The following is a 25,620-nucleotide window of genomic DNA, read 5'->3' on the forward strand; positions in this document are numbered from 1 at the left end:
ATATGGCTAGCGAATTATTGGAGAATACCATAGCCACCTTACGTGTTTTACGTACCAGTGATCATGGTGCTTTCCTTGATGGTCAAACAGGTAATACAAATGATGATATATTACTCCATAAGGATCAACAAACATCACCAGTATCTATTGGGGATGATGTAGAGGTATTTTTATATCGTGATCCAAAGGGGCGTTTGACAGCTTCCATGCGATTACCAGCTATGAAGGTAGGACAAATTGGTTATGTTGAGGTTATTAATGTAACTAATTTTGGATGTTTTGTAGAGGTTGGTACTGAACGGGGGATTTTCATGCCTCACGCTGAAATGCGTGGTAGACCACAAGTCGGGGAAAAGGTATGGGTAAAACTCTATACCGATAAATCTGGTCGTATGGCTGTATCGATGGATGTTGATGATGAAATGCGCCGTGCTTCTAAGGCGGCTACAGAAGCTGTTGTAGGGCAACAAGTTAATGGTGCTATTTATAATTTGACTAGTGATGGTGCATTTTTTATTACTCCAGAGCGATGGATTGCTTTTTTGCATCGCTCTGAAATGACAAGAAAACTAAATGTTGGAGAAATGGTAGAAGCCCGCGTTACATTTAAACGTGACGATGGTCGTATTAATGTTTCTATGCGCCCTATAAAAGAGAAGGCATTGGTATCTGATGGTCAGATTATTATGGAATATCTTTTACAGCGGGGTGGTAAAATGCCTTATAGTGATGAGTCATCAGCAATGCTGATTAAAGATAAATTTAATATCAGTAAAGCTGCATTTAAACGTGCTATTGGTCATTTGATGAAGGACCGTCTTGTAGTTCAGGAAGATGGATGGACATTATTAACAGAAACGGGAAAAGAATGGACACCATCAACTGACAAAGAGGACTAAACTATGAAAATTATTGTAGTAGGTGCTGGTAAAGTTGGATATTCTTTGTGTGAAAGATTGGTTCAGGATGATCATGATGTATATCTTATAGATCGTTCACAAGAACGGATTCATAATTTAGAAAATACGCTAGATGTTAGCCTTGTTTGTGGCAATGGTAGCGATATTCAATTATTAAATGAAATTGATATGTCTGATGTAGGCATATTTATTGCCGTTACCGACTCTGATGAAGTCAATATGTTATCCTGTGCGGTAGCCAAGATAGCCGGTGTTCCATCTACGGTAGCTCGTGTTAGGGATACGAATATCGCTGAACATATGGATGACACAATGAAAGCACGGTTAGGTGTTGATTTATTCATCAATCCAGAGATGGTTACCGCTCAAGAGTTACTTCGTATTATTGAAACGCCATCTGCTCTTGATGTAGAGGAGTTTGGTCAAGGTTCTGTACGTTTGATAGAGTTTAAGATTAATAGTACATTTCCTCTCATCAATAAACCGTTAAAAGAACTAACTTTTCCAGAAGGGGTTTTATTAGTTGGTATATTACGCTTAGGCGAAATGATTATACCTCATGGTGAAAGTATTCTTTTACCTAATGATAGTGTTTTCTTTCTAGGCTTAAAAGATGGCGTTGATGCTGTTGAACAACAATGGTTTTCTAATCATGAGGCCTTTCATAAACGCGCTATTATCATTGGAGCTGGATTGTTAGGTAGAAATCTTGCTGTATTATTAGAAAAATCTGGCTTTACGGTTAAGGTTATAGAAAAGGATATCGAGCGATGTGAAGCCTTGGCTGCTCAAGTGGATAAAGCAATTATTATCAATGGCGATGGTACGGATTTTGATTTGCTCGAAGCAGAAGAAGTGGCTGATAACGATGTTATCATTGCCCTCACAGATGACGATAAGTTGAATCTTCTTGTCGCTTTGGTGGGTAAGCATATGGGCATACCTAAAACTGTTGTTCGTGTAGGTCGTCCAGAATACATTATGCTAATGGAACAAGTGGGGATTGATATTGTATTTTCTCCTAGACTTATGACGGCAGGTCAAATACTAAGAATTGTACGAAGTGGTGAAGGCGTTGTGTCAATTTCAACCTTCGAAGGTGGTAAGGCTGAATCCATTGAAATTCTTATTACAGATCAATCACCAGTAGCAGGCAAACAACTTAAGGATATTCGCCTTCCTGGTAAAGCACTTGTTGGCGTTATACTCCGCGGTGATGAGGCTATTGTGCCGCGTGGTAATACAGAGATTTTGGTAGGGGACCATATTGTATTATTTACATTACCAGAGTCAGTTACTAAATTATTAAACTATTTGACGTAGGGGTTATATGCGTATACAAATTGTCATGTCTTTGGTAGGGAAATTACTCTATATCTTTGGAGCTTTTCTCCTTATACCATTCATATATAGCATTATATTTGAAACTGCATATTGGTCATTTGCTGTTACAGCTACTATATCCGGATTAGCAGGATTTTTATTGGTTACTAATGGTCATCAAAGTAAAAGTTTTAGCTTGCGTGATGGCTTTCTCGTAGTTGCATCTACGTGGCTTTCTACTATTTTACTTGGTTCCATTCCTTTTATGATATCTGGTATTCTCATTAATCCTGTAGATGCATTATTTGAAGCTTCTTCAGGGTTAACTGCTACGGGCGCTACGGTTATATATGATGTCGATCAAGCACCTAAAACCTTTATCCTTTGGCGTGGATTAATGCATTGGATAGGTGGTATGGGAATTATCGTTCTAATTTTGTCATTTTTACGTAACCTGGGTGCTGATGCAGCCCACTTTTTCAATGCTGAAGCATCCGTCCCTAAGCCAGGTGTAGTATTGCCACGTATACAATCAATGGCTTCCAAATTATGGTCTCTATATGTTGTATTTACGATAATTTGTTTTATTATGTTGTGGCTTGGCGGTATAGATCCTTTTAATGCTTTAAATTATGCGTTTTCCATTATAGCCACAGGAGGATTAACACCGACTACAGCTGGAACCTTTATATACAGTGATAATATATATATTTGTGTAGTATTCATTTTATTTATGATTATTGCTGGTGGCAACTTTGCTGTATATTACAACGTAATTCATAAAGGTTTTTCTGCATTAATCTCTGACTTTGAGACCCGTATGTATTGGCTCGTATTAGCTTTAGGTATTCTTATTACATTTATAGCTTTATGTATCCAATCCGAAGCTACTCATATAGGCAAGTTATTTCAAGATGCTGCATTTACTTTGGTTTCTATTCAAACAGGTAGTGGCTTTGCTGTGTCAGATTATGATTTATGGCCTGCTGCAGCTAAAATGATGTTATTTATATCTAGCTTTTTTGGCGGTTGTAGTGGTTCTACTACAGGGGGCGTTAAGATTATACGACTTATTATTCTAATCAAGAGTAGTATTATTTATTTGCGTAAGTCTATACATCCTGATATGGTTCAAGTTGTGCGAATCAATGGAAAACCATTGCCTGACAAATGGATTCAGATGACACAACAGTTCATATTCTTATATTTTATGATTTATGTAATTTCTGTTTTCTTTATGACTTGCTTTGGTTTGTCTACTAGTGACGCATTACAAATTGTAACGGCATTTCAAAGTAATGTAGGTTTAGCTTTTGCTAATTACGGTCCTACAGATACTTTTTCTATATTGCCTGATGGTGCTAAGGTTATTGCAATAATAGATATGTTATTAGGCCGTCTGGAATTATTTACAATTTTAGTTATGCTACATCCACAATTTTGGGAAGGTTATTTTATTAAAAAGGATATGACAAAACGATATACAGTTCTATAATTCCTTTAATTACTGTATATGGCGGGTTTATTATAAGAGAAGGGAAACGTATATGGAGATAATAAAATGTCCACTAGGCTTATATAAAGCAAACTGTTACGTGTTAAAACAAGATAACCTATCCCTCATAATAGATCCAGGTTTTCACAGTCGACATATTATTGATATGGTTGGGGATACAACACCGTTAGCTGTTGTATTGACACATGGTCATTGCGACCATGTGTCTGCTCTCGATGAAATCTGTGAACATTATAAAATTCCTGCTTATTTACACAAAGGTGATCACGAATTATTACAGCTTATTCGTCGTCGTCCTAGTGTATATAAAAAGAAAATGTTTACACAATGTATCTCATTACATGAGGGTTCCTTAGAAATAGGTCCTTTCAAATTCTATGTTTATCATACACCGGGACATAGTGCTGGATCAGTTTGTTTGCAAATCGAAAATCATTTATTTACCGGTGATACTATATTTAAACAAAATGTGGGCAATAGTGATAATTATAATGGTAATGCAGATGATTTACGTAAAAGTCTTGATAAAATATTACAGTTAGATGATGCATTATTAGTGGAACCCGGACACAAAGATAGCACTATTTTGGGAGATGAAAAAAACTTCATTATGAATTTTAATATATAGTGTTGACAAAAACTCTGATAACCGATATACTAAGCAAGTACTTTGGATACGGCCCCGTGGTGTAGCGGTTAACATGTCGCCCTGTCACGGCGAAGATCGTCAGTTCAAATCTGATCGGGGTCGCCATTCATGCCTCGGTAGCTCAGTCGGTAGAGCAACGGACTGAAAATCCGTGTGTCGACAGTTCGATTCTGTCCTGAGGCACCATGTACATGCGGGAATAGCTCAGCGGTAGAGCACCGCCTTGCCAAGGCGGGGGTCGCGAGTTCGAATCTCGTTTCCCGCTCCACTTATATGGCGGCATAGCCAAGCGGTAAGGCAGAGGTCTGCAAAACCTTTATTCCCCAGTTCGATTCTGGGTGCCGCCTCCACAATCGTTACCCATGCCGGGGTGGCGGAACAGGCAGACGCAACGGACTTAAAATCCGTCGGTTAGAAATAACCGTACCGGTTCGATTCCGGTCCTCGGCACCATTAAGACTAACTTCGGTTAGTCTTTTTTTATTACTACTATACATATCTATCGATTCCAAGGAAATGAAACATGAAAAAGCCTAATTTACTAATTAGTGAATGTCTGTGTGGCGTTCACTGTAGATATGATGGAAAGAATAATAGAATAGATGAATTAGAATGTATTCAGTCATTATATAATATTATTCCAATTTGTCCGGAAATATTAGGCGGATTATCTACGCCTAGACCACCTGCTGAACGTGTGGGGCAGCTTGTAATCAATAATATAGGTGTAGATGTTACAAAAGAATTTGTCCGAGGTGCTTTGCGTACTTTAACTATTGCACAAGATAATAATTGCCATAGGGCCTTATTAAAGGCTAAAAGCCCTAGTTGTGGCTGTGGTGAGATTTATGATGGTACATTTTCTGGCATCTTAACAACAGGAAATGGTGTTACTACAGATTTATTGCTAGAAAATCATATAGAGGTATTTACAGAGAAAAACATAGATTCTCTTATACCGAAGAAAAGCGACGATTGACAGATTCAATCGTCGCTTTTGACGTTCTATTTACCCTGATTTACAGGATCATTAGTAAGTGGCTGTTCACCTAACAATGTAGTAAGGTTATGTAAATTAAATTGATATGCATCATTACTAAAGTCTCTTGATTTATCATAGCGACTATTTGGTGCATGCATAAGTCCTACTAAGGTATCGTATAATAGATCATTAGTAAAATATTGTTGTTCATGATTTGTTAATGTCGTTGCTGTTTGAGGGTAGGCAGCACGATATTGAGGGGATAAGTAAATCCAGAACGGGATATGAGTCATTACAAAATCAAAGGTATCTGGATTATGTGATTTATCTAGACTTTCACCATGATCAGAAAAATATACCATGGCTTGGAGATTTAAATTATCTTTGCCATATGTGTAAATCTGTTGTAATAACCAATCCGTATATAGTTGGCTATTAGCATAGGCTTCAATACCATCAGGATAAGGACCTTTTTTCCATTTACTAAACTCGTGTGGATAACGGTCATTATAATAAATATGACTGCCCATAATATGGATAACAACAAAATTATTTTTCTTGGGATCTACATTTTTTAGTAATGGTAATAAAGCTTCATCGTATAAGTCTGAAAATCCATAAGACTCATGGGACCATTTGGTGAGGTCTGCTGTTTTAGCCATTAAGGAAATAGCCGTATCATATTCACCGAATACGCCTTGATTACTAAACCAAGATGTAGTATAACCGGCTTTTTTGGCAACGTCTAAGATATTGGCGGAGTCTAAAAATGGACGGTCATTATATTGATTACGTTCAGAAAGAGCTCGTTCTAAGGTTGGTACCGTTTGTACATATGAGGAATAAGCATTATTATAGAAGATAAAATCTTTATTGTTTGATTTCATATCTTCTTGCCAAGGTGTATCATCATACGGAAATTCTGGATTATATACTTTCATATAATCGCGAGAACTAGATTCCCCGATGACGAGAATAATTGTACCAGGTGTTTTCTTAGCTGCTGTATCAGATGTATCAAGATTGAACGAGTCGAATACAATATGATGATTATCATTATATTGTTGCATTTCTTTTACATAGTTACCAGCTGCAATCCAATTGGCGATAATACAAGTTTGGGGAAATAAATAAAAAGGTACATATACTAGAAAGGCAACCATAGAGGCGACAAGTACGCCTAAACGCAATGGACGTGTTGTATTGATTTCAACTACACGTTTCATACCAAGATTACACCAATATAGGAATAGGGTGAACAGAATTAATCCGATGGCTACAGCAATGAGGCCAGGGATGCCTGCTGCGTTTTTTAGAAAGCCTAATGCTTCCTCAGGATTGGTCATATAGAGGGCTAATAGGCTAGCAGGTGTTAAGCAGTGCCACGTAGTCATATAGTAGCCAATTTGAATAAGAGGAATTAAGCTAAGTGTGGTGGCAAATAATGCCATAATAGCGGACGTTATTTTTTGAAAACGTCCTGTTTGGGTTATTAAATATTGGATACCTGAAAGTCCCATAAATAGGAGTAAACCAAAGAGGAAATCATTAGCAAATTCGTAAAAATATAGGGGTTTTACATACGACCAATGAAATAAGAGCGGGAATGTTAATCCCCATAGTAGGCCTACAAGGCCGTAACCGATAAAAGGACGATGAAATACAGTGCAGCTCATAAAATATTGGAATAAAAATAAACCAACCATTGTCGGCACTGCAAGAATAGTGATATCTTCAACATCTAGGCCTAGTGTAATGGGTTCATAAATCAAAAAAAGTGCAATATAGAGCACGATACCGATAATCCCAAAACGTAATATGGGGTTACGGAGAAGTTCTTTCACCGATGATAACATTGTAAATACCTTTCTAAAGGAGCTCTTAAAATAAACTATATAGTAATTCTTTACATTAATAAGATAGCAGAGAACAATAAAAAATACAATTATATATAACGAGCGTAGAAGAAATCTCTGATTTACGTTATAATTATATGATTGAAGATAAAGTATCAATAAGGAATGGGGATTCATGGGGGACTATAATTATAAGCTTGATGTATTTGAGGGACCACTCGATTTGCTCTTGCATTTAATTGAAAAACATAAGATAGAAATTACTGATATTCCTATTGTTGAAATTACAAGTCAATATTTGGAATATTTAGATAATTGGAATCATTTTGATATTCATTATAGTAGTGAATTTCTTGTAATGGCTTCAACATTATTGCAGATAAAATCTCGTATGTTATTACCTAAAGTTGAACCTGAGCCAGAGGAAAATGAAGATCCTCGTGATGAATTGGTGGCGAAACTTGTGGAATTTAAAAAGATTAAAGATTTCACTCATTTACTTATGGAGAAGGCATCTATTGAGTCTAATGTATTTAGTCGTCCTGAAGAAACGAGTATTTTGGGATTAGATAGCTACTATAATCTTGAGCTTACAAAGTTATATGATATTTTTTATACTGTATTAAATCGTACTGTAAAAAAAGAGTCCAATGAAAGGGTGCCACAAGTAACTGTTGAGAAAGATACATATAGTCTAGAGGATATGATTGTATCTTTATCTAGCCGTGCTCGTAGAGGTGAACGATTGGCCTTTAGAGACTTATTGATTGCTATTGAAACTCGAAGTGGTATGGTTACGATTTTTATGGCTGTTTTAGAGTTATTAAAGCAGCAACAATTGATTATGCATTATGAATCAGAGGATATTATTTTTACAGCACCAGTCAATATAGACGGTAAGGATTTATCTATAGAGGAGGTTTAGCATGAAAACATCACATTTAGAAGCAGTTTTGTTTTCAGCTGCTAAGCCATTATCAATCGATGTTCTGATGGATGTGTTTGACCTTTCAAAAGAAGAAGTTGAAATATATATTGATACATTAGCTAGTGAATTAATTGAAGCTGAGAGAGGGATACGCATACGTGTTTCCGCAGCAGGAGTTGAACTTGTAAGTGATTCCTCATCTTCTGAATATGTAGGTCATATTCGTAAAAAAGAAGATAAGTTATCAAATGCAGCGATGGAAACATTAGCTGTGATTGCATATAAACAACCTATTACCAAAGCTGAAATTGAAGAGGTGCGTGGCGTAAATAGTGATAAGGTTATTAAACAATTATTATCTCGCGCTTTAATTGCTGAATTAGGTCATAAGGATACTGTGGGACGACCTATCTTATACGGTACTACCGATGAATTTTTGCGCAGCACAGGTGTAACATCGATTGATGATTTACATAAAGAGTTGGATATTACAAATGAAAGTGACGAATTAAATAATGATTAGCATTCATTATAGATAAGGATATAACATGGAACGTTTACAAAAATTTATTGCTAGTTGCGGTGTAGCATCACGACGTAAAGCAGAAGAACTGATTACCGAAGGTAAAGTATTAGTTAATGGTCGAAAAGTAACTGAATTGGGTGTAAAAGTAAATCCTCTAAAAGATAAGGTTAAGGTAAATGGTCAATTGTTGGCTGTTGAAAAACCAGTCTATTATTTACTTAATAAACCTAAAGGTGTCATTACATCTGTCACAGATCCTCAAGGCCGTGAAACAGTTTTAGATTATATTAAGAACGAAAAGAAACGAATTTATCCTGTAGGCAGACTTGATTTGAATACAGAAGGTTTATTGCTCTTAACCAATGATGGTGAGTTAGCACAAAATTTAACACATCCTTCTAAAGGCGTTGAAAAAACATACGAAGTTCGTGTAAAAGGTCGTGTTAAAGAAGATGATCTTCAAGTGATTGCGAATGGTGTTCCATTAGAGGATGGTATTACATCTCCTGCAACGATTGTTGACTTAGGCTTTGATGATCATAATGGTGTTCACGAAGTTGAAATTACTATTCATGAGGGTCGCAACCGCCAAGTTCGTCGTATGTTTGAACATTTTGGATATCGTATTCACAATCTTAAACGTATTGCTTATGGTGGCTTATCACTAAGTGGTGTAAAACGTGGTGGTGTTCGACAACTAACTCAACGTGAAGTTAATGCTTTAAAAGCGTTGGGAGATAAGAAATGAAGCAAATCGTTGTAATAGGTGGCGGTGCTGCCGGATTAATGGCTGCTGTTATCGCTGGTCGTGAGGGGGCTCGTGTTATTCTTCTGGAAAAGATGAATATGGTGGGCAAAAAAATGGGTATCACCGGTAAAGGACGTTGTAATATAACGAATAGTGCTGACATAAGTGATTTTATTAAAAATACACCGGGAAATGGTAAATTCTTATATGGTGCTTATGAGCGTTTTAGTAATGTAGATTTATTAGCTCTTTTGCATGAATGGGGGTTGAAAACTAAGGTAGAAAGAGGCGGTCGTGTTTTTCCAGAATCTGACTCTGCGTTAGAGGTACGCAATCTCTTTATGAAGATGCTTAAGAAATATAATGTTACCGTTCATTTAAATGAAGCTGTTACAAAGATTGTTACAAAAGATAATGTAGTAACAGGTGTTGTTACAACTAAAGAGTCCTATGCTTGTGAGGATGTCATCATTGCTACCGGTGGTGCATCATATCCATTGACTGGGTCTACTGGTGATGGATATCGTTTGGCGGAAGGTGTAGGTCATAGTATTACAGATATACGTCCATCACTAGTACCCATTGTTACAGAAGAGTCTTGGGTAAAAGATATTATGGGCCTTAGCTTACGTAATGTAGAGGTATCTATAGTGTCTAAGGAAAAGGTACAGGCTAAAATGTTTGGCGAAATGATGTTCACTCATTTTGGTGTAACTGGGCCAACTATTTTATCTCTTAGTCATACAGTAGGTAAGCTATTGCGTAAGAAAAAAACAGCACCCATTGCAGTTTCCATTAATTTAAAACCTGCATTGACTGCTGAGGTTTTAGATAAACGATTACAGAAGGATTTTGATTTGTATTCTAAGAAACAATTAGCTAATGGCATGAAGGATTTATTACCCTCAAATCTTATTCCCATCATTATTTCCTTAGCTAAGTTAGATCCGGCTAAACCGATAAATCAAATTACTAAGGAAGAACGTCAGCAACTTTGTCATGTGTTACAACATATGACCTTAACTGTTAAAGGGCTTCGTCCTGTTGAGGAGGCTATCGTAACGGCTGGTGGTATTTCTTTAAAAGAATTTAATCCCAAAACTATGGAATCTAAATTAGTGAAAGGTTTATACGGTGCTGGTGAGGTACTTGATATAGATGCTTTTACAGGGGGCTATAATTTACAAGCTGCATTTTCTACTGGTTATGTAGCTGCTATGCATATTGTTCACGGCGAAGTTTAAGGGGGATGTAATGAGTCATAAAAAGATTGCTATTGCTATTGATGGACCTGCTGGTGCTGGTAAAAGTAGTATTTCAAAGGTGGTAGCAAAGGAATTACAATATTTATATATTGATACGGGTGCTATGTATCGCGCTGTTACATGGGCTGTGTTGCATGAACATCTTGAGGTGTCCAATCAAAAAGCGGTAGAAGCCTTATTACCTTCTTTGGATTTGACTATGGAACCTACTGATACGGCGTTTAAGGTCTTTGTACGTGGTGAAGATATAACTGACTATATTCGACAACAAAAAATCAATGAAAATGTTTCAACCATTGCATCTTATAAAGGGGTTCGTCAATACTTAGTTGAGCGACAACAGGCGATGGCTTCGGTTGGTGGCGTTATTCTAGATGGTCGTGATATCGGGTCTGTCGTATTACCTAATGCGGAATTAAAGATTTATTTGACTGCATCTGTTGAGGCACGAGCTATGCGCCGTTACTTAGAGGTTAAGGGTACAACTAATGAACAATCTTTAGAAGATATTAAAATTAGTGTTATGCAACGTGATAAGATGGACAAAACTCGTAAAGAGTCCCCGTTGATTCAGGTCGAAGATGCTATTTTGGTAGATTCCAGTAATATGACATTTGATGAAACAGTAGATTATATTTTACATCTTGTACGGGAGCAGATTGAACATGAATAAAATATCTACATGGCTTTGGCGTACGGCCTTTTGGTTGCGTTACAAAGTTGGATATGGCTTAAAAATATATGGTCGAGATAACTTCCCTATGGAAGGCCCTGTTATCGTCGTTCCAAATCATTTGAGTAATAATGATCCACCCATTTGTGGCTATGCTCTTCCGAGACATGTACATTTTATGGCAAAACAAGAGTTATTTGTAAATCCAATTTCTAAATTTATCTGTACATGGTTAGGTGCATTCCCATTAAATAGAGGTGCTATAGATAAAGTTGCAATTCGACATGCTATGGGCTTATTAAAAGATCATAAGGTATTAGGTATTTTTGCGGAAGGGAATCGTCAAAAGAGTGGTAAACTTGGCCGATTCCATGATGGCGCAGCATCTATTGCGTTGCGCACAGGTATAGGTATAGTACCAGTTGCGATAATTGGTTCTTATAATATGAAACGCGGCAAGGTAGCTTGTATTATTGGAAAGCAAATTCCCGTAGAAAAAGCAAAGGCCACACCTGAAGCTATTAATGCCGTTAATGATGTTGTAAAGGCTGAAATACAACGTATGATTGATTCGTATCATGAAAATCGTGTAGAGGAGACTTTATGGAAATAATTTTGGCAGATAACCATGGTTTTTGTTATGGTGTAAAACGAGCTGTGGAAATGGCGAATGAGGCAGCCAATGGGGCTGGTAAAAGCTATACCTTAGGACCAATCATTCATAATCCACAGGTAGTAGGCCGACTTGAAAGTAAAGGTGTGAAACCTATTGATGAAGTTTCTGATATTGATTCAGGAACTATGATTATTCGATCCCATGGTGTAGGACCAGCCATTTATGAAGAGGCTGAAAATAAAGGGCTTAATATAGTAGATGCAACTTGTCCACATGTTAAAAAGGCCCAACAAGATGCTAAGTCTGTTATAGAAGATGGGATGACACTTGTTATTTTAGGCGAAAAAAACCATCCTGAGGTCAAAAGCATTAATTTATGGGCTAATAATGAAGGAATAATCATCGAAGATGAAAAATCCGCCCAAAAACTACAAATTGTTGAAAAAATGGGTGTTGTTGTACAAACAACCTTTTCACAATTCAAATTTACAAGTATAATAGAGATATTAGAGAAAAAATCTAAGAATCTTAAGATTTTCAAAACGATTTGCAATGCAACGCAGGAACGACAAAACTCTGCTGTTGAATTAGCTCGTAATGTAGATCTTATGATTGTGGTAGGTGGTAAGAATAGCGGCAATACAAACCGATTGGCAGAGGTTTGTCGTGACGTTGGATGTATGACTCACCACATTGAAACTTCTACTGAATTACAACTGGAATGGTTTAACCGAGTACAGACGGTAGGAGTAACAGCAGGAGCATCGACTCCCGACTGGATTATTAAGGAGGTCATTGAGACAATGAAAGATTTTGCAGAATTATTAGCAGCAGAAGGTCAAGAAGAATTTAAGAAAGGAAATGTTGTAGAAGGTCAAGTAGTCCAAGTAGAAGATGAACGCGCATGGGTATCTTTTGGCTACAAAACTGAAGCAATTTTGAATAGAACTGAAATTTCTTATCCAGCACCAAACTCTGCCAAAGATGTGTTGAAAAATGGTGATGAAATTAAAGCAGTTATCATGAACCACATCAAAGAAGATAATCCTATTTATCTTTCCATGACTCGTTTGGCTAAAGATGAAGATTGGCAATATGTTATCGAAGCTCAAGAAAAAGACGAGCCTATCGTATGTAAAGGTATCGACGCTATTCCAGCAGGCTTGGTGGTAACAGTAAAATCCCTTCGTGGTTTCATTCCATTGTCCCAAGGTGATGTGCATTTCGTAAAATCTTTGGACAACTTGGTTGGTACTGAATTCGAAGCAAAAGTTCTTGAAATCGATGAAAAGAAAAACCGTTTGGTTCTTTCCCGTCGTGCAGTACTTGAAGTGGAACGTCAAGCAAAATTAGCTGAAGCATTGAAAAACATTACTGTAGGCGAAAACTATAAAGGTATCGTTCGTAAAATTATGCCTTATGGTGCATTCGTAGATATCGGTGGTATTGAAGGTTTACTTCATATCTCTGACATTTCTTGGCAAAAAATCAAAAAAGTGGAAGATGTTCTTTCCGTTGGTCAAGAAATCGAAGTTAAATTACAATCCTTCGACGCTGAAAGCAACAAATTATCCTTATCCTTAAAAGCTTTGACTAAGAGCCCATGGGATGTTGCTGAAGAAACTTTACATGTTGGTGATGTTATCACTGGTAAAGTAGTTCGTTTGGTAGCTTATGGTGCATTCGTAGCGGTTAACGACGATATTCAAGGTTTACTTCACATTTCTCAAATTACAAAACAACGTAATGCAAAAGTTGAAGATTATTTGAACCGTGGTCAAGAAGTTGAAGTTAAAATCATTTCTCTTAACAAAGATGAAAAGAAATTGGGCTTGGCTTTAACTGAGTTGATGGAATCTAAAGAAACTGAAGAAGACGCTGAATAATTCGGTATAATTCAGAATCTATAAAAAGGCTAATCAAGGTTTTCCTTGATTAGCCTTTTTGCGTACAATCCCCTTAATATGATAAAATGAAGTGATATATATTATAAATGAGGTGAAAGTATGGCAAAACCATTAGTGGCCGTTGTAGGCCGTCCAAATGTAGGTAAATCTACATTATTTAATGCCATTGTTAATAAGCGAATTTCTATTGTAGAAGACATTCCAGGTGTTACGCGCGATAGAATTTATTTTGATGCAGAGTGGTTAAATCGTGAATTTACTATGATTGATACCGGTGGCATTGAGTTCGTTACAGAAAATAGTCATGTTATTCCTAAGATGATGAGACTTCAAGCAGAACTTGCTATTGAAGAAGCTGATGTAATTCTTTTTGTAGTAGATGGTAAACAAGGAATTGTACCTGCCGACGAAGAGGTTGCTAATATTTTAAGAACTAGTGGCAAACCTGTAGTATTAGTTGTAAATAAGATTGATAGTGTTAACCAAGAAGCTAATATTTACGAATTCTATAATTTGGGCTTAGGTGATCCCATTGGTATTTCTGCTAAAAATTTAATGAACCTAGGTGATTTATTAGATGATACGGTTAAACATTTTCCACCAGTAGGAACGAATGTAGATGAAGAGGATACCATTCATGTTGCTATTATTGGTCGTCCTAATGTAGGTAAATCATCTCTAACTAATGCTTTATTAGGTCAAGATCGTGTTATCGTTTCTGATGTGGCAGGCACTACACGGGATTCTATCGATACCCATTGGAAACATGGGGATCAAAAATTTATTCTTATTGATACGGCAGGTATGCGTCGTAAAGCTAAAATTGATGAAGCTGTTGAACGTTATAGTATCGTTCGTTCTCTTCGTTCTGTAGACCGATCTGATATTGTAGTTCTCGTTTTAGATGGCGTTGATGGCGTTACGGAACAAGACAAAAAAATTGCTGGTTATGCTTATGAAGCTGGTAAGGGTGTTATCATTGTTGTAAACAAATGGGATCTTGTGGAAAAGGATGATAAGACTACATTGCGCTATACTGAAGACATTTACGATGAATTAGGTTTCTTGCAATTTGCACCAATTCTATTTGCTTCTGCATTAACTAAGCAACGTATCCATCGTTTAGCGGATATGCTTAAATTCGTATCTGAACAACAATACCGTCGTGTTTCTACAGGTACTTTAAATCAGTTATTACAAGATGCTCAAACAGTAAATCCTGTTCCATCACGTAATGGCAGAATTCCGAAAATTTATTATATGACACAAGCTAGTGTTAAGCCACCAACTTTTATACTGTTTGTAAATGAACCAGAATTAATCCATTTCTCGTATATGCGTTTCTTAGAAAACCGTTTACGCGAAAGTTTTGGATTCGAAGGGACTCCAATTCGATTAGTTCTTCGTGGTAAAAAACGTGAAGATGAAGATTAATAGTTATAAAGGATAAGGGGGAAAATGGTGGTTGAATTGATGTCCATATTAGGATATGCACTATTAGCCTATGTAATTGGCTCTATACCAAGCGGTCTTATTATCGGTAAATTGTTTTTTAATACAGATGTCCGTTTGTATGGTTCTAAAAATATTGGAGCTACTAATACTTATCGCGTCATTGGATTAAAAGCAGCACTTCCTGTATTTTTCTGTGATGCCTTGAAGGGTGCTATTGGAGTGCTTTTGTTTTCTTCATTAAATCCAATGTATATGATTTTAGGTGGTATTTTGGCTATGGTTGGACATAACTGGTCACTATTCCTTGGGTTTAAAGGTGGTCGTGGGGTATCAACTGGTTTAGGTGTACTAGTTGCATTATCTCCGATTGTTGCAGGCTTATGTTTTGCTATTTGGGGGATTATTGTATACTTCACTAAATTAGTCTCTCTTGGATCTATTGTGGCCGCAGCATTGGTTCCCATATTGATGTATGTAACTGGAGAATCTTGGTGGTTTGTAGGTTTTGGTGTATTAGCAGCATTGTTTGTTATTGTACGCCATAGAGAAAATATTAATCGATTACTAGCCGGTAAAGAGTTGAAGGTAGAACGTGTCAAAAAAGGAGAGTAATATGAAAGTTTGCATCATCGGCTCTGGTAGTTGGGGCACAGCTCTAGCAATAAAATCAGTAGTCGCTGGTAATGATACCACCTTATATTGCAGACGTCCTGAATTTAGGGATGAACTCATTGCGTATAGAGAAAATAAGTCTTATTTACCTGATGTTGCATTACCAAATGAGTTGGTTATTAGCTCGGATTTACAAACATCTATAGAACAAGCTGATATTGTACTCATCGTTACACCATCTATTCATGTGCGAACTGCTTTACAGAATTTAAAGCAATTTGCTCATAAAGATCAGATTTATGTTCTTTGCTCTAAGGGGGTGGAACGTAATACTGGCAAATTATTGACCACTGTTATGAAGGAAGAATTAGCATCTATAGGCTGTCATTTAACAGTTTTATCTGGTCCTAATCACGCAGAAGAAATTGGTCGGAATTTACCTGCCGCGGCTGTAGTGGGGACTACATCTATGGAGATAGGTAAAAAGGTTCAACAAGCCTTGCATAGTAAAAAGTTTCGTATATATACTAGCGATGACTATATCGGTGTTGAATTAGCTGGGGCTACAAAAAATGTAATAGCTTTGGCAGCAGGCATTGTTGATGGATTATCCTTGGGGGATAACTGTAAAGCATTATTATTAACTCGTGGATTGCATGAAATGACACGCTTTGGTTTAGCTATGGGGGCAAGAAAAGAAACCTATGCAGGATTAGCTGGAATGGGTGATTTAATTGCTACCTGTATGAGTCCACACAGTCGCAATCGATCTGCTGGTCAACAGTTAGCAGATGGTAAGACTATGGATTATATTATGAATCATACTAATATGGTAGTAGAAGGTTTTTTTGCTACTTCTATTATTCGTGATATGGCTATTGAGTATCATGTAGAAATGCCGATTACTCAAGCGCTATATGAGGTTTTATATGAAGAAAAGTCTCCTCGATTAGCACTGCAGGAATTGATGGGACGAGATAGCAAAATCGAAGTGTCATAATTGTAAAAGATACTTTTATTTTGAGTATTTATATACTATAATTAATGAGTATAATCTAGTGAGGATTGTATGCGAATTATTGGAGGCACTGCCAAAGGCCATACTATAAAATCTCCTAAAGGTGTGGATACGCGCCCAACATTGGATCGTGTTCGTGAAAGCATTTTCAATGTATTAGCGCATCGTGGCATATATGGTGCTCGCGTATTAGATTTATTTTCTGGTACTGGGGCAATTGCTATTGAAGCACTAAGTCGTGGAGCAGAATCAGCTATTGCTGTTGATTTTAGAACTGGTAAATTAATTCGTGAAAATGCCACTCATTGTCGCGTTGAGGATCGAATGCAAATTGTACCAAAAAAACTTTCACAACTAAAACATTTTATAGGTGACCAGCAGTTCGATTATATTTTTTCTGATCCACCATATGAAAATGGCTTTATACAAGAGACCATTGATTTTGTTGTGGCACATAATGCTTTGGCTGATGATGGCGTTTTAGTATTAGAACACCATAAAGATGAGGCTTTTACAATGCCACCAGAGTGGGAATGTATAAAGGAACAAAAATTTGGTTACACCCTTGTTTCATATTTTGTGAAACATAGTGAAAGGAGTTAGACCTTTGCGGATAGGAGTTTGCCCAGGAAGTTTTGATCCCGTAACAAATGGTCATGTTGACATTTTTGAACGTGGTAGTCGTTTAGTCGATAAGTTAATTATCGCAGTGAGTTCAAATCCTAATAAGAATTCACTATTTACTATGGAAGAACGCGTTGAAATGATACGAAATTCTGTCAAACATATTCCTAATGTAGAAATCGACTGTACTGGTGGATTACTCAATGATTATGTTAAATCTAAGAATGCAACTATCATCATTCGTGGTCTTAGAGCACTTAGCGATTTTGAGTATGAATTCCAACGTGCTTTGTTTGCTAAGTATTTAGATGATGACATTGAAACAGTGTTTATTATGACGAATAATAAATATTCTTTTGTAAGCTCAACAGGGATTCGTGAGCTAGCCAAATTTGGTGGTAAATTGGAAGGACTTGTTCCTGACGATGTAAAGATTAAATTAGAAAAACGTTTTAACATCGATGGTAATGAATAATAGGAGTGAATTGTATGAAAACAGAAAAATTACTTGAAGATTTAGAGGTTCTTATTGAATCCAGCAGCCGTATTCCTATGACTACAAAACGCATGGTTGAAGAGGATGAAATTATGCGTATTATCGATGCTATCCAAGAATCTTTGCCGCTTGAGCTCGATGAATCTCGTCGTATTGTAGCTGAAAAAGATAAAGTATTAGCTGATGCTCAACGTCAAGCTGATACATTAATTGATCAAGCTAAAGACTATATTGCTAAATTGACAGCTGAAAGTGAACTTGTTAAACAAGCTCAAGAACAAGCTAATCAAATTATCAATGCAGCAAACCAATCCTCTGAAGAGTTAAAATCTAGTTCTATTCAATATGCTGGTGACGTATTGAAATATGTAGAAAATAACTTAGAAAAAACTTTGGAAAGCCTTCGTCAAAACCGTGAAAGCTTGCAACAAAGTGAACAAAAAGCTGAAAATCAATAAAATCTAACATTATAATTTGATTGTATTATAGTGATGCTTACATAAAAGGGCCCCGATAGATTTCTATCGGGGCTTTTCTTATTCCTCATACATAGGTGGTTTTTCTGGTTCAACAATCATTGTTTGATGTGTATTAAAAATGACAAAGCCTAAAGGTGATTTAGGAGGCTTTTTAATATTTTTAATATATGTGTAGTCTACGGGTACCTTTGATGTATGACGGGCTTTACTAAAATAAGCTGCGTATTTAGCTACTTGTGAGATAAGCATATCATCTACATCATTATTGGTTCGTAAAATAAGGTGTGATCCTTGAACATCCTGTGTATGGAACCATAAATCATTAGGTTTGGCAAAACGATGTGTTAAATATTCATTTTGTTGGTTATTGCGGCCTATGTAAAGGTCGCCCTCTGGAATCTCCAAATGAATGTAATTAGATTTTCCTAGTTTATATGAAAGAGGTTTTTTAGATTTTTTTATTATACCAGCATCCATACATTCGTGTCGTATTTCCTCTAAGGATTCTCTCGTTGTTGCTAGTGATAAACTATATAAGATAGTTCTATAGTATTCTAATTTTATTGTACTTTGGTCCAACTGATATTGTCCGCTTATGATACGATTTTTCAGTTTAGTATAAAGCTTATAATACCATTGACCATTTTCTACGATTGTTAAGGTCGGCTTTAATGGAATGCTAATGGTTTCTGCTGACTCTGAAAGTAAATTCTGTACTTCGATAGAGGTTTGATATTGTACTTGTAAATGACCATTAATCATCAAAAGATCGCCATATAATTTATAGGTTTCCATTTTTTGTGTATCATCTAGCTCGTCCTTAATTTTTTTATGACGCAATTCCTCTTTTTTGATAGCGTTAGATATAATTCGCTCTAATTCCTTATCTGCTGTATGGATGGAACCAGTTGCAACAATAGATTCTTCAATTGCATTTGAAATAGATGGATATGTTTTGATTAATGTATAACCTATTTCAATAGGAAAAGGCATAAATATTTTTTTGCCCCTAGTATTTTCATACATCAATAATTGTTGGGCCACTAATAACTTTTCTTTTAAATTATATAGAGATTTATATAAACCTTGAAATGAAGTATCTGATAATGTGGTTAGTTCTTCTGAGCCATCTAAATTAGATTGATTAAGTACATAGTCTAATAAAGCTTTGCCAAAGCCATTAAATACAGAGCGTATGGTATTAATAACTGTACCAGAACCAAAGGTCTTTAGTAGATTAGAAATTTCTTCTTCAGAAAAATCTAGTAAGGAAACTCTGTTAGAGTTTGGTGGTAATTCATAGGCCATTTTAGGACCTACAGAGCGCTCCCGATTCATCATAGGCGATACATGGATGATGGACTCTAAAATAGTGTCGTTTTGAACAAATATACAGTTCGAATATTTCCCCATAAGTTCAATATATAGAGATGTGGAGGTAATGGATCCATCCATTTCAAGCTTATCTATATGAATACATAGGATGCGGTCGCCATTAATTTGCTCTACCGATGTAATGCGACTACCTTCTATGTGTTTTCGTAAAAACATGCATAAAGAACTTGGTTCCTTCGGTAAGTCTTGTAGGGGATTGCAGATATATACTGCAGGATTAGCACCAACAGTAATCATGAGATTCACATCTTGATTAGCACTGCGCACTTTAAAAAGTAACGAATGTTTATCTACTTGATATAGTTTTTGTATTTGTCCACTCTGAAGGCTTTCATTTAGTTCTCTAGCCAATACAGACATGGTTAATCCGTCTAAATTCATGGTGATCCTTTCTTTTGGTGATACACGATGTATAGTTTAGTATATCATATATATTTGATAGATATCTTTAAGATTCGTGATACAATATATAAAAAAGGAGGGGATTTTATGAATAGTATGACGGGATTTGGGCGTGCAACCCAATTATTAGATGGTTTACAATGTACAATTGAGATTAAATCAGTTAACTCAAGATTTTTAGAGCTTAATATACGGAGCCCTAAACAAGTAAACTCAGTAGAGCATATTATCCGTAAATGTATCCAAAAGGTTATACATCGAGGAAAGGTTGATGTCTATGTGACCCTACAAGATGTGGGGGATAGAACTAAGAGTTTCTTAATTAATAGCGCTTTGAAAGCACAAATACAAGATTTACTTGTAGCAGAAAAATTTTATGCATCACCACAAGAAGTACCTTTATCTGCCGTTATGTCTATATCTAATGATTGGATACAGGTTAAGGATGATGAGATAACAGAGGATTCACTTACTGCTCTAATTACTGAAACCATAATTAATGCTCTTGAGGCATTAATAACAATGCGTCAAGCAGAGGGAGTTCATATTCAACAGGATTTGTTACAGAGACTTTCAGAAATGACCGCAATTATTGATCATATCAATGAGCATAAAGAAGATGCTGTGGTCGCCTATAAAGAACATTTACGAACTAAAATTAATGAATCTGTTGAAAATTTAAATATTACTATCAATGAAGATCGTTTACTCCAAGAGGTTGCCATTATAGCAGATAAAACAGATATTACGGAAGAGATTGTCCGATTTAGGTCTCATGTGGTACAATTAACAAATACACTTATGAAGAATGAACCTATTGGTCGCAAGTTAGATTTTATCATTCAAGAAATGAATCGCGAGGTCAATACGATTGGCTCGAAAGCGATGGATATAACATTGACAGATCATGTGGTACAATTGAAATGTGAATTAGAAAAAGTAAGAGAACAAGTACAGAACATTGAGTAAGGAGGTCTGTTTATGAGTATCCAATTACTAAACATTGGTTTTGGTAATATGGTTTCTGCTAATCGTGTTATTGCCATAATTAGCCCTGAATCTGCTCCTATTAAACGTATGGTTCAAGATGCTAGAGATAAAAGTCTCCTCATAGATGCAACCTATGGTCGTAAAACTCGGGCTGTACTCGTTATGGATAGTGGGCAAATTGTATTGTCAGCTATTCAACCTGAAACAGTGGCACACCGTATTGTGCAACACGAAGTTGATGAGGATACTGTTGAAGCTTAGGAGTTAATATGGCAGATCGAGGTTTATTAATTGTCATCTCCGGTCCATCTGGTGCAGGTAAGGGTACTATTTGTTCTAATATACGCGGCGAAATGCCTAATCTCGTATATTCTGTATCTATGACTACACGGGAACCACGGGTTGGAGAAAAGGAAGGAATTAATTATTTCTTTCGTACAAAAGAAGAGTTTGAATCATTATTGTCAGAAGATGCTTTTTTAGAGTATGCTAAGGTGTATGATAATTATTATGGTACTCCAAAACAACATGTAATGAACTTGTTGGATGAGGGTAAGAGTGTACTTCTTGAAATCGACATTCAAGGCGCTATGCAAGTTAAAGAACGTTTTAGTGATGCCGTATTTATTTATATTGTGCCTCCATCTTTAACTGAATTATCTGAACGACTTTACAATCGTGGAACTGATGCAAAGGAAGTTATAGATAAGCGATTGTCATTGGCTTGCTCTGAATTAGCATTAGCTCATCGTTATGATTACATTGTAGTCAATGATGATTTAGAAGATGCTTCTGTGAAGGTTGCTTCTATTTTACGTGCTGAAGCTTGTAAGATTAGCCGTAATAAAGAGCAAATTAAATATATTTACAAACAATATCAAGAATCTAAGGAGAAGTGATAGTATGATGGTAAAACCTCCATTGAAAACATTGGAAAAACGTGTAGATAGTAAATATACATTAGTAACATTAGCAGCTAAGCGTGCTCGTGAATTGACTGATGGTGAAGATTGTCTTGCAACTGATATGCATAATACAGATAAACCGGTGTCTTTAGCATTCTATGAAATTGCTGAAGGTGAAGTAACATATAAACGCACTAAAGAAGGTATTAAATAATTTTACTCAAGATTCCTTGTACATTTTGTACAAGGAATTTTTAAAAGGAGAATTATGAAAGGGAAACATATTATTGTAGGCGTTTCAGCAGGTATTGCTGCATATAAAGCAATTGAAGTGGTTAGTCGTTTACGAAAAGCTGGGGCAGAGGTCAAAGTGGTAATGACAAAAAATGCCACTCATATTGCGACGCCTATGACATTTGGTGAGATTAGCGGTCACCCAGTGGCTGTTGATATGTGGGAAGAAATTCACGATTGGAATGTAGAGCATATTGCTCTAGCGACATGGGCTGATGCTTATATTGTTGTACCAGCTACGGCAAATGTAATTGGCAAAATTAGAGCAGGTATTGCAGATGATATGTTGACAACGACAATTATGGCTACTTCAGCTCCTAAATTTTTGTGCCCTGCTATGAATACAGAGATGTTCAACAATCCTATTGTACAGCGAAATCTAGAGGATTTAGCATCCTTCGGTTATCATATCATGGAACCTGATGCTGGATGGCTTGCTTGTGGTGTAACTGGTGTTGGTAGATTACCATCTCCAGAGAACATCGTCGCATGGTTAACTAAAGAATTACAATTATTAGATGGTACTGGAAAACTATCTGGTAAAACCGTACTTGTTACTGCTGGTGGGACGCAAGAGAACATTGATCCTGTGCGTTATATTGGTAATAGATCTAGTGGTAAAATGGGCTATTCTATTGCTGAAGCTGCTCTTAAAGAAAATGCTCGTGTAATTCTAGTAAGTGCTCCCACATCTCTTGATGTTCCAGATGGGGTTGAATATGTACCTGTAGATTCTGCAGAAGCAATGCAAGAAGCAGTTAATTCATATTATGATACTACTGATGTTGTCATCATGGCAGCTGCTGTTTCCGATTTTAGAGTGGCCAATAAAGCACCTCAAAAAATAAAAAAAATGGAGACCATGACCTTAGAGCTTGTAAAGAATCCTGATATACTTAAAGGTTTAGGAGAGCTTAAGACACATCAATTGCTTGTTGGTTTTGCTGCAGAGACGGAACATGTTGTCGATTATGGTATGGATAAAGTTCGTCGTAAGAATCTAGATATGTTAGTGGCTAATGATGTTAGTAAATCCAATGCTGGATTTAACGTAGATACTAATGAAGGTTTTTTCTTATATCCTAATAAAGAGCCAAAGGTAATGCCAAATATGCAAAAATCTGAACTTGCCAGATATATAATTGGCGAGGTTGTTGAATTGTTGGCATCGAAATAATAAATCTATTGTAGTTACAGTTTGTAGTTATAGAAAGAAGTGTTTATTTGTGTTTGCCATACAGAGGGCATATCAACAAGGATCATTAGCTAAGTCTCAATGGAGTAATAATATTGTAGCTGGTTTAGTTGTAGGCGTAGTACTGTGGAAGGGCCACTTTTCTTTGGCGCTATAACAGCTTTTGAAAGAGCATTAAATTCGATTCATAAGGACCCAAAATATTTAATTATTAGATTTGGAGCAGTCCCTTTTGTAGATTTAACAGGTCTACGTATTTTGAAAGGGATTATCGAAGAATTACAGGCTAGAAATATTGAAGTTTTATTAAGTGATATCAATTATGATATTCGTCGTGAAATGTATAAGTCCGACTTTCTTGATATTTTGGGCCGTCATCACTTGTATCGGAGATTTGAAAGTGCATTACATAAAGTAGAACATGACTTATCTTTACAAGATAAGGAATAGCTTGCTTTTTTTTCTAAAATCGTTTACAATGTAAAACAAGATTTAACTCATCAAGAGTAGTGGAGGGAAAGGCCCGTTGAAGCTACAGCAACCCTTTATTAAAGAAGGTGCTAAATCCGACAGTCAAGTACTGATAGATGGGTCTCCCTCATGAGAGACCATGAGGGATTTTTTTTATTATAGGAGGAACAAATGGCAGAAAAACATATGTTTTTTACTTCTGAATCCGTTACGGAAGGCCATCCAGATAAAATAGCAGATCAAATTTCTGATGCTGTTTTGGATGCGATTATTGAAAAAGATCCAAAAGCTCGTGTAGCTTGTGAAACACTTGTGACTACAGGTTTAGTCCATGTAGTAGGGGAAATCTCTACTAATACATATGTTGATATTTCTCGTATTGTACGTGACACAGTTCGTGAAATTGGTTATACACGTGCAAAATATGGTTTTGACTGCGATACTTGTGGTGTATTAGTTTCTATTGACGAACAATCTGCAGATATCGCTATGGGCGTAGATGAAGCATTAGAATCTAAAGATGGTAACAGCGAAATCAACGATAAAATTGGTGCTGGTGACCAAGGTATGATGTTTGGTTACGCAACTAATGAAACACCTGAATATATGCCTATGCCAATTTCTTTAGCTCATCGTTTGTCTCGTCGTTTGGCTGAAGTTCGTAAAAATGGTACATTGACATATCTTCGTCCAGATGGCAAAACTCAAGTTACTGTAGAATATGTTGATAATCAACCTAAACGTATTGATACGATTGTTATTTCTACACAACATAGCCCAGAAGTAACACAAGAGCAAATAAAAAATGATTTGAAACGCTATGTTATCGACGCTGCACTTCCTGCAGAATTCATTGATGAAAATACTAAATTCTTCATTAATCCTACAGGTCGTTTCGTTATCGGTGGTCCTCATGGTGATGCTGGTTTAACAGGTCGTAAAATTATCGTCGATACTTATGGTGGTATGGCTCGTCATGGTGGTGGTGCTTTCTCTGGTAAGGATCCTTCTAAGGTTGACCGCTCTGCAGCCTATGCTGCTCGTTATGTAGCTAAAAATGTTGTAGCAGCAGGCTTAGCTGATAAATGCGAAGTACAAGTAGCGTATGCTATTGGTGTTGCAAAACCTGTATCTATTTTAGTTGATACATTTGGTACCGCTAAAATTGAAGAAGAAAAAATTCAAGAATTAGTAAGTAAACATTTTGACTTGCGTCCAGCAGGTATCATTGAAATGCTAGACTTATTAAAACCTCATTATCGCAAAACTGCTGCGTATGGTCACTTTGGTAGAACTGATGTTGATCTTCCTTGGGAACATACTGATAAAGCTGATATTTTACGTCACGAAGCTGGTTTATAATTTGAAAGACTTA

Annotated in this window: 27 protein-coding genes, 5 tRNA genes and 1 riboswitch; of the genes, 30 read left to right on the forward strand and 2 right to left on the reverse strand. The window is 36.4% G+C overall.

The window, feature by feature from the left end:
• Positions 1–2: 2 nt before the first annotated feature.
• The 10 genes from VTHSUH11_RS07050 to VTHSUH11_RS07095 all read left to right on the forward strand — a co-directional run bounded on the left by VTHSUH11_RS07050 (position 3) and on the right by VTHSUH11_RS07095 (position 5,387).
• The gene (locus VTHSUH11_RS07050; protein WP_059362194.1) at positions 3–899 is read left to right on the forward strand and encodes a CvfB family protein; all 897 of its coding nucleotides are present in this window, start codon (positions 3–5) and stop codon (positions 897–899) included.
• A gap of 3 nt (positions 900–902) precedes the next feature.
• On the forward strand, positions 903–2,243 hold the full coding sequence (trkA, locus tag VTHSUH11_RS07055) for a Trk system potassium transporter TrkA (protein ID WP_105093143.1): 1,341 nt from the start codon (positions 903–905) through the stop codon (positions 2,241–2,243).
• Positions 2,244–2,250: 7 nt separating this feature from the next.
• On the forward strand, positions 2,251–3,738 hold the full coding sequence (locus VTHSUH11_RS07060) for a TrkH family potassium uptake protein (protein WP_105093144.1): 1,488 nt from the start codon (positions 2,251–2,253) through the stop codon (positions 3,736–3,738).
• 52 nt (positions 3,739–3,790) lie between these two features.
• The gene (locus VTHSUH11_RS07065; RefSeq protein ID WP_105093145.1) at positions 3,791–4,387 is read left to right on the forward strand and encodes an MBL fold metallo-hydrolase; all 597 of its coding nucleotides are present in this window, start codon (positions 3,791–3,793) and stop codon (positions 4,385–4,387) included.
• Positions 4,388–4,437: 50 nt separating this feature from the next.
• Positions 4,438–4,513 (forward strand) — tRNA-Asp (locus VTHSUH11_RS07070).
• A 5-nt stretch (positions 4,514–4,518) separates the two neighbouring features.
• Positions 4,519–4,594 (forward strand) — tRNA-Phe (locus tag VTHSUH11_RS07075).
• A gap of 7 nt (positions 4,595–4,601) precedes the next feature.
• A tRNA-Gly gene (locus VTHSUH11_RS07080) sits at positions 4,602–4,676 on the forward strand.
• 7 nt (positions 4,677–4,683) lie between these two features.
• Positions 4,684–4,758, forward strand: a tRNA-Cys gene (locus tag VTHSUH11_RS07085).
• Positions 4,759–4,772: 14 nt separating this feature from the next.
• Positions 4,773–4,861 (forward strand) — tRNA-Leu (locus VTHSUH11_RS07090).
• A gap of 70 nt (positions 4,862–4,931) precedes the next feature.
• Positions 4,932–5,387, forward strand: a complete 456-nt coding sequence (locus VTHSUH11_RS07095; RefSeq protein WP_059362211.1) for a 2-thiouracil desulfurase family protein — start codon at positions 4,932–4,934, stop codon at positions 5,385–5,387.
• A gap of 26 nt (positions 5,388–5,413) precedes the next feature.
• Here the strand turns inward: VTHSUH11_RS07095 and VTHSUH11_RS07100 are convergent, their stop codons facing one another.
• Complete coding sequence (locus VTHSUH11_RS07100; protein ID WP_105093146.1) at positions 5,414–7,246, reverse strand: phosphoethanolamine transferase; 1,833 nt, start codon at positions 7,244–7,246, stop codon at positions 5,414–5,416.
• Positions 7,247–7,421: 175 nt separating this feature from the next.
• Here VTHSUH11_RS07100 and VTHSUH11_RS07105 point away from each other — a divergent pair, with 175 nt between their 5' ends.
• The 13 genes from VTHSUH11_RS07105 (at position 7,422) to VTHSUH11_RS07165 (ending at position 18,572) form a co-directional block, all read left to right on the forward strand.
• The gene (locus tag VTHSUH11_RS07105) at positions 7,422–8,171 is read left to right on the forward strand and encodes a segregation and condensation protein A (protein WP_105093147.1); all 750 of its coding nucleotides are present in this window, start codon (positions 7,422–7,424) and stop codon (positions 8,169–8,171) included.
• 1 nt (position 8,172) lies between these two features.
• Positions 8,173–8,697 (forward strand): SMC-Scp complex subunit ScpB, encoded by a 525-nt coding sequence (gene scpB, locus VTHSUH11_RS07110; protein ID WP_059362220.1) that lies wholly within the window; start codon positions 8,173–8,175, stop codon positions 8,695–8,697.
• Positions 8,698–8,722: 25 nt separating this feature from the next.
• Positions 8,723–9,448, forward strand: a complete 726-nt coding sequence (locus tag VTHSUH11_RS07115) for a pseudouridine synthase (RefSeq protein ID WP_105093148.1) — start codon at positions 8,723–8,725, stop codon at positions 9,446–9,448.
• The gene (locus VTHSUH11_RS07120) at positions 9,445–10,692 is read left to right on the forward strand and encodes a BaiN/RdsA family NAD(P)/FAD-dependent oxidoreductase (RefSeq protein ID WP_105093149.1); all 1,248 of its coding nucleotides are present in this window, start codon (positions 9,445–9,447) and stop codon (positions 10,690–10,692) included. Before VTHSUH11_RS07115 ends, VTHSUH11_RS07120 begins: the two co-directional genes overlap by 4 nt.
• Positions 10,693–10,702: 10 nt before the next feature.
• Positions 10,703–11,386, forward strand: a complete 684-nt coding sequence (gene cmk, locus VTHSUH11_RS07125; RefSeq protein WP_105093150.1) for a (d)CMP kinase — start codon at positions 10,703–10,705, stop codon at positions 11,384–11,386.
• Positions 11,379–11,999, forward strand: a complete 621-nt coding sequence (locus VTHSUH11_RS07130; protein WP_105093151.1) for a lysophospholipid acyltransferase family protein — start codon at positions 11,379–11,381, stop codon at positions 11,997–11,999. Before cmk ends, VTHSUH11_RS07130 begins: the two co-directional genes overlap by 8 nt.
• Positions 11,990–13,888: a bifunctional 4-hydroxy-3-methylbut-2-enyl diphosphate reductase/30S ribosomal protein S1 gene (locus VTHSUH11_RS07135; protein ID WP_105093152.1), complete on the forward strand. Its 1,899-nt coding sequence runs from the start codon at positions 11,990–11,992 to the stop codon at positions 13,886–13,888. Before VTHSUH11_RS07130 ends, VTHSUH11_RS07135 begins: the two co-directional genes overlap by 10 nt.
• Before the next feature lie 120 nt (positions 13,889–14,008).
• Positions 14,009–15,343: a ribosome biogenesis GTPase Der gene (gene der / locus VTHSUH11_RS07140; RefSeq protein WP_105093153.1), complete on the forward strand. Its 1,335-nt coding sequence runs from the start codon at positions 14,009–14,011 to the stop codon at positions 15,341–15,343.
• A gap of 24 nt (positions 15,344–15,367) precedes the next feature.
• Positions 15,368–15,976 carry a glycerol-3-phosphate 1-O-acyltransferase PlsY gene (gene plsY, locus VTHSUH11_RS07145; protein ID WP_105093154.1) on the forward strand — a complete coding sequence of 203 codons (609 nt, stop codon included), beginning with the start codon at positions 15,368–15,370 and terminating at the stop codon, positions 15,974–15,976.
• 1 nt (position 15,977) lies between these two features.
• On the forward strand, positions 15,978–16,976 hold the full coding sequence (locus VTHSUH11_RS07150; protein ID WP_105093155.1) for an NAD(P)H-dependent glycerol-3-phosphate dehydrogenase: 999 nt from the start codon (positions 15,978–15,980) through the stop codon (positions 16,974–16,976).
• A 69-nt stretch (positions 16,977–17,045) separates the two neighbouring features.
• Positions 17,046–17,597: a 16S rRNA (guanine(966)-N(2))-methyltransferase RsmD gene (gene rsmD, locus VTHSUH11_RS07155; RefSeq protein WP_059362244.1), complete on the forward strand. Its 552-nt coding sequence runs from the start codon at positions 17,046–17,048 to the stop codon at positions 17,595–17,597.
• Between the two features lie 4 nt (positions 17,598–17,601).
• Complete coding sequence (gene coaD, locus VTHSUH11_RS07160; RefSeq protein WP_059362247.1) at positions 17,602–18,093, forward strand: pantetheine-phosphate adenylyltransferase; 492 nt, start codon at positions 17,602–17,604, stop codon at positions 18,091–18,093.
• A 14-nt stretch (positions 18,094–18,107) separates the two neighbouring features.
• Positions 18,108–18,572 (forward strand): hypothetical protein, encoded by a 465-nt coding sequence (locus VTHSUH11_RS07165; RefSeq protein ID WP_059362250.1) that lies wholly within the window; start codon positions 18,108–18,110, stop codon positions 18,570–18,572.
• 78 nt (positions 18,573–18,650) lie between these two features.
• On the opposite strand, the gene VTHSUH11_RS07170 is transcribed toward VTHSUH11_RS07165, so the two are convergent.
• Complete coding sequence (locus VTHSUH11_RS07170) at positions 18,651–20,369, reverse strand: Rqc2 family fibronectin-binding protein (RefSeq protein ID WP_105093156.1); 1,719 nt, start codon at positions 20,367–20,369, stop codon at positions 18,651–18,653.
• Between the two features lie 108 nt (positions 20,370–20,477).
• On the opposite strand from VTHSUH11_RS07170, the gene VTHSUH11_RS07175 reads away from it, so the two are divergent.
• The 7 genes from VTHSUH11_RS07175 to metK all read left to right on the forward strand — a co-directional run bounded on the left by VTHSUH11_RS07175 (position 20,478) and on the right by metK (position 25,607).
• Entirely contained in the window at positions 20,478–21,359 is an 882-nt protein-coding gene (locus VTHSUH11_RS07175) for a YicC/YloC family endoribonuclease (RefSeq protein ID WP_105093157.1), read from the forward strand.
• 12 nt (positions 21,360–21,371) lie between these two features.
• A complete protein-coding gene (gene remA, locus VTHSUH11_RS07180; protein WP_005379012.1) occupies positions 21,372–21,641 on the forward strand; it encodes an extracellular matrix/biofilm regulator RemA in 270 nt (89 codons plus the stop codon).
• A gap of 8 nt (positions 21,642–21,649) precedes the next feature.
• Positions 21,650–22,279, forward strand: a complete 630-nt coding sequence (gene gmk, locus VTHSUH11_RS07185) for a guanylate kinase (protein WP_059362259.1) — start codon at positions 21,650–21,652, stop codon at positions 22,277–22,279.
• A gap of 4 nt (positions 22,280–22,283) precedes the next feature.
• Positions 22,284–22,499 carry a DNA-directed RNA polymerase subunit omega gene (gene rpoZ, locus VTHSUH11_RS07190; protein WP_059362263.1) on the forward strand — a complete coding sequence of 72 codons (216 nt, stop codon included), beginning with the start codon at positions 22,284–22,286 and terminating at the stop codon, positions 22,497–22,499.
• Between the two features lie 54 nt (positions 22,500–22,553).
• Positions 22,554–23,756 carry a bifunctional phosphopantothenoylcysteine decarboxylase/phosphopantothenate--cysteine ligase CoaBC gene (coaBC, locus tag VTHSUH11_RS07195; RefSeq protein ID WP_105093158.1) on the forward strand — a complete coding sequence of 401 codons (1,203 nt, stop codon included), beginning with the start codon at positions 22,554–22,556 and terminating at the stop codon, positions 23,754–23,756.
• Positions 23,757–23,900: 144 nt separating this feature from the next.
• The gene (locus VTHSUH11_RS07200) at positions 23,901–24,224 is read left to right on the forward strand and encodes an STAS domain-containing protein (RefSeq protein WP_244900001.1); all 324 of its coding nucleotides are present in this window, start codon (positions 23,901–23,903) and stop codon (positions 24,222–24,224) included.
• 44 nt (positions 24,225–24,268) lie between these two features.
• A riboswitch (SAM riboswitch) is annotated at positions 24,269–24,368 on the forward strand.
• A gap of 48 nt (positions 24,369–24,416) precedes the next feature.
• Positions 24,417–25,607, forward strand: a complete 1,191-nt coding sequence (gene metK / locus VTHSUH11_RS07205; RefSeq protein ID WP_059362272.1) for a methionine adenosyltransferase — start codon at positions 24,417–24,419, stop codon at positions 25,605–25,607.
• The last annotated feature ends 13 nt before the right edge of the window (positions 25,608–25,620 follow it).

Source organism: Veillonella tobetsuensis, from assembly GCF_002959935.1.
GTDB lineage: Bacteria > Bacillota > Negativicutes > Veillonellales > Veillonellaceae > Veillonella > Veillonella tobetsuensis.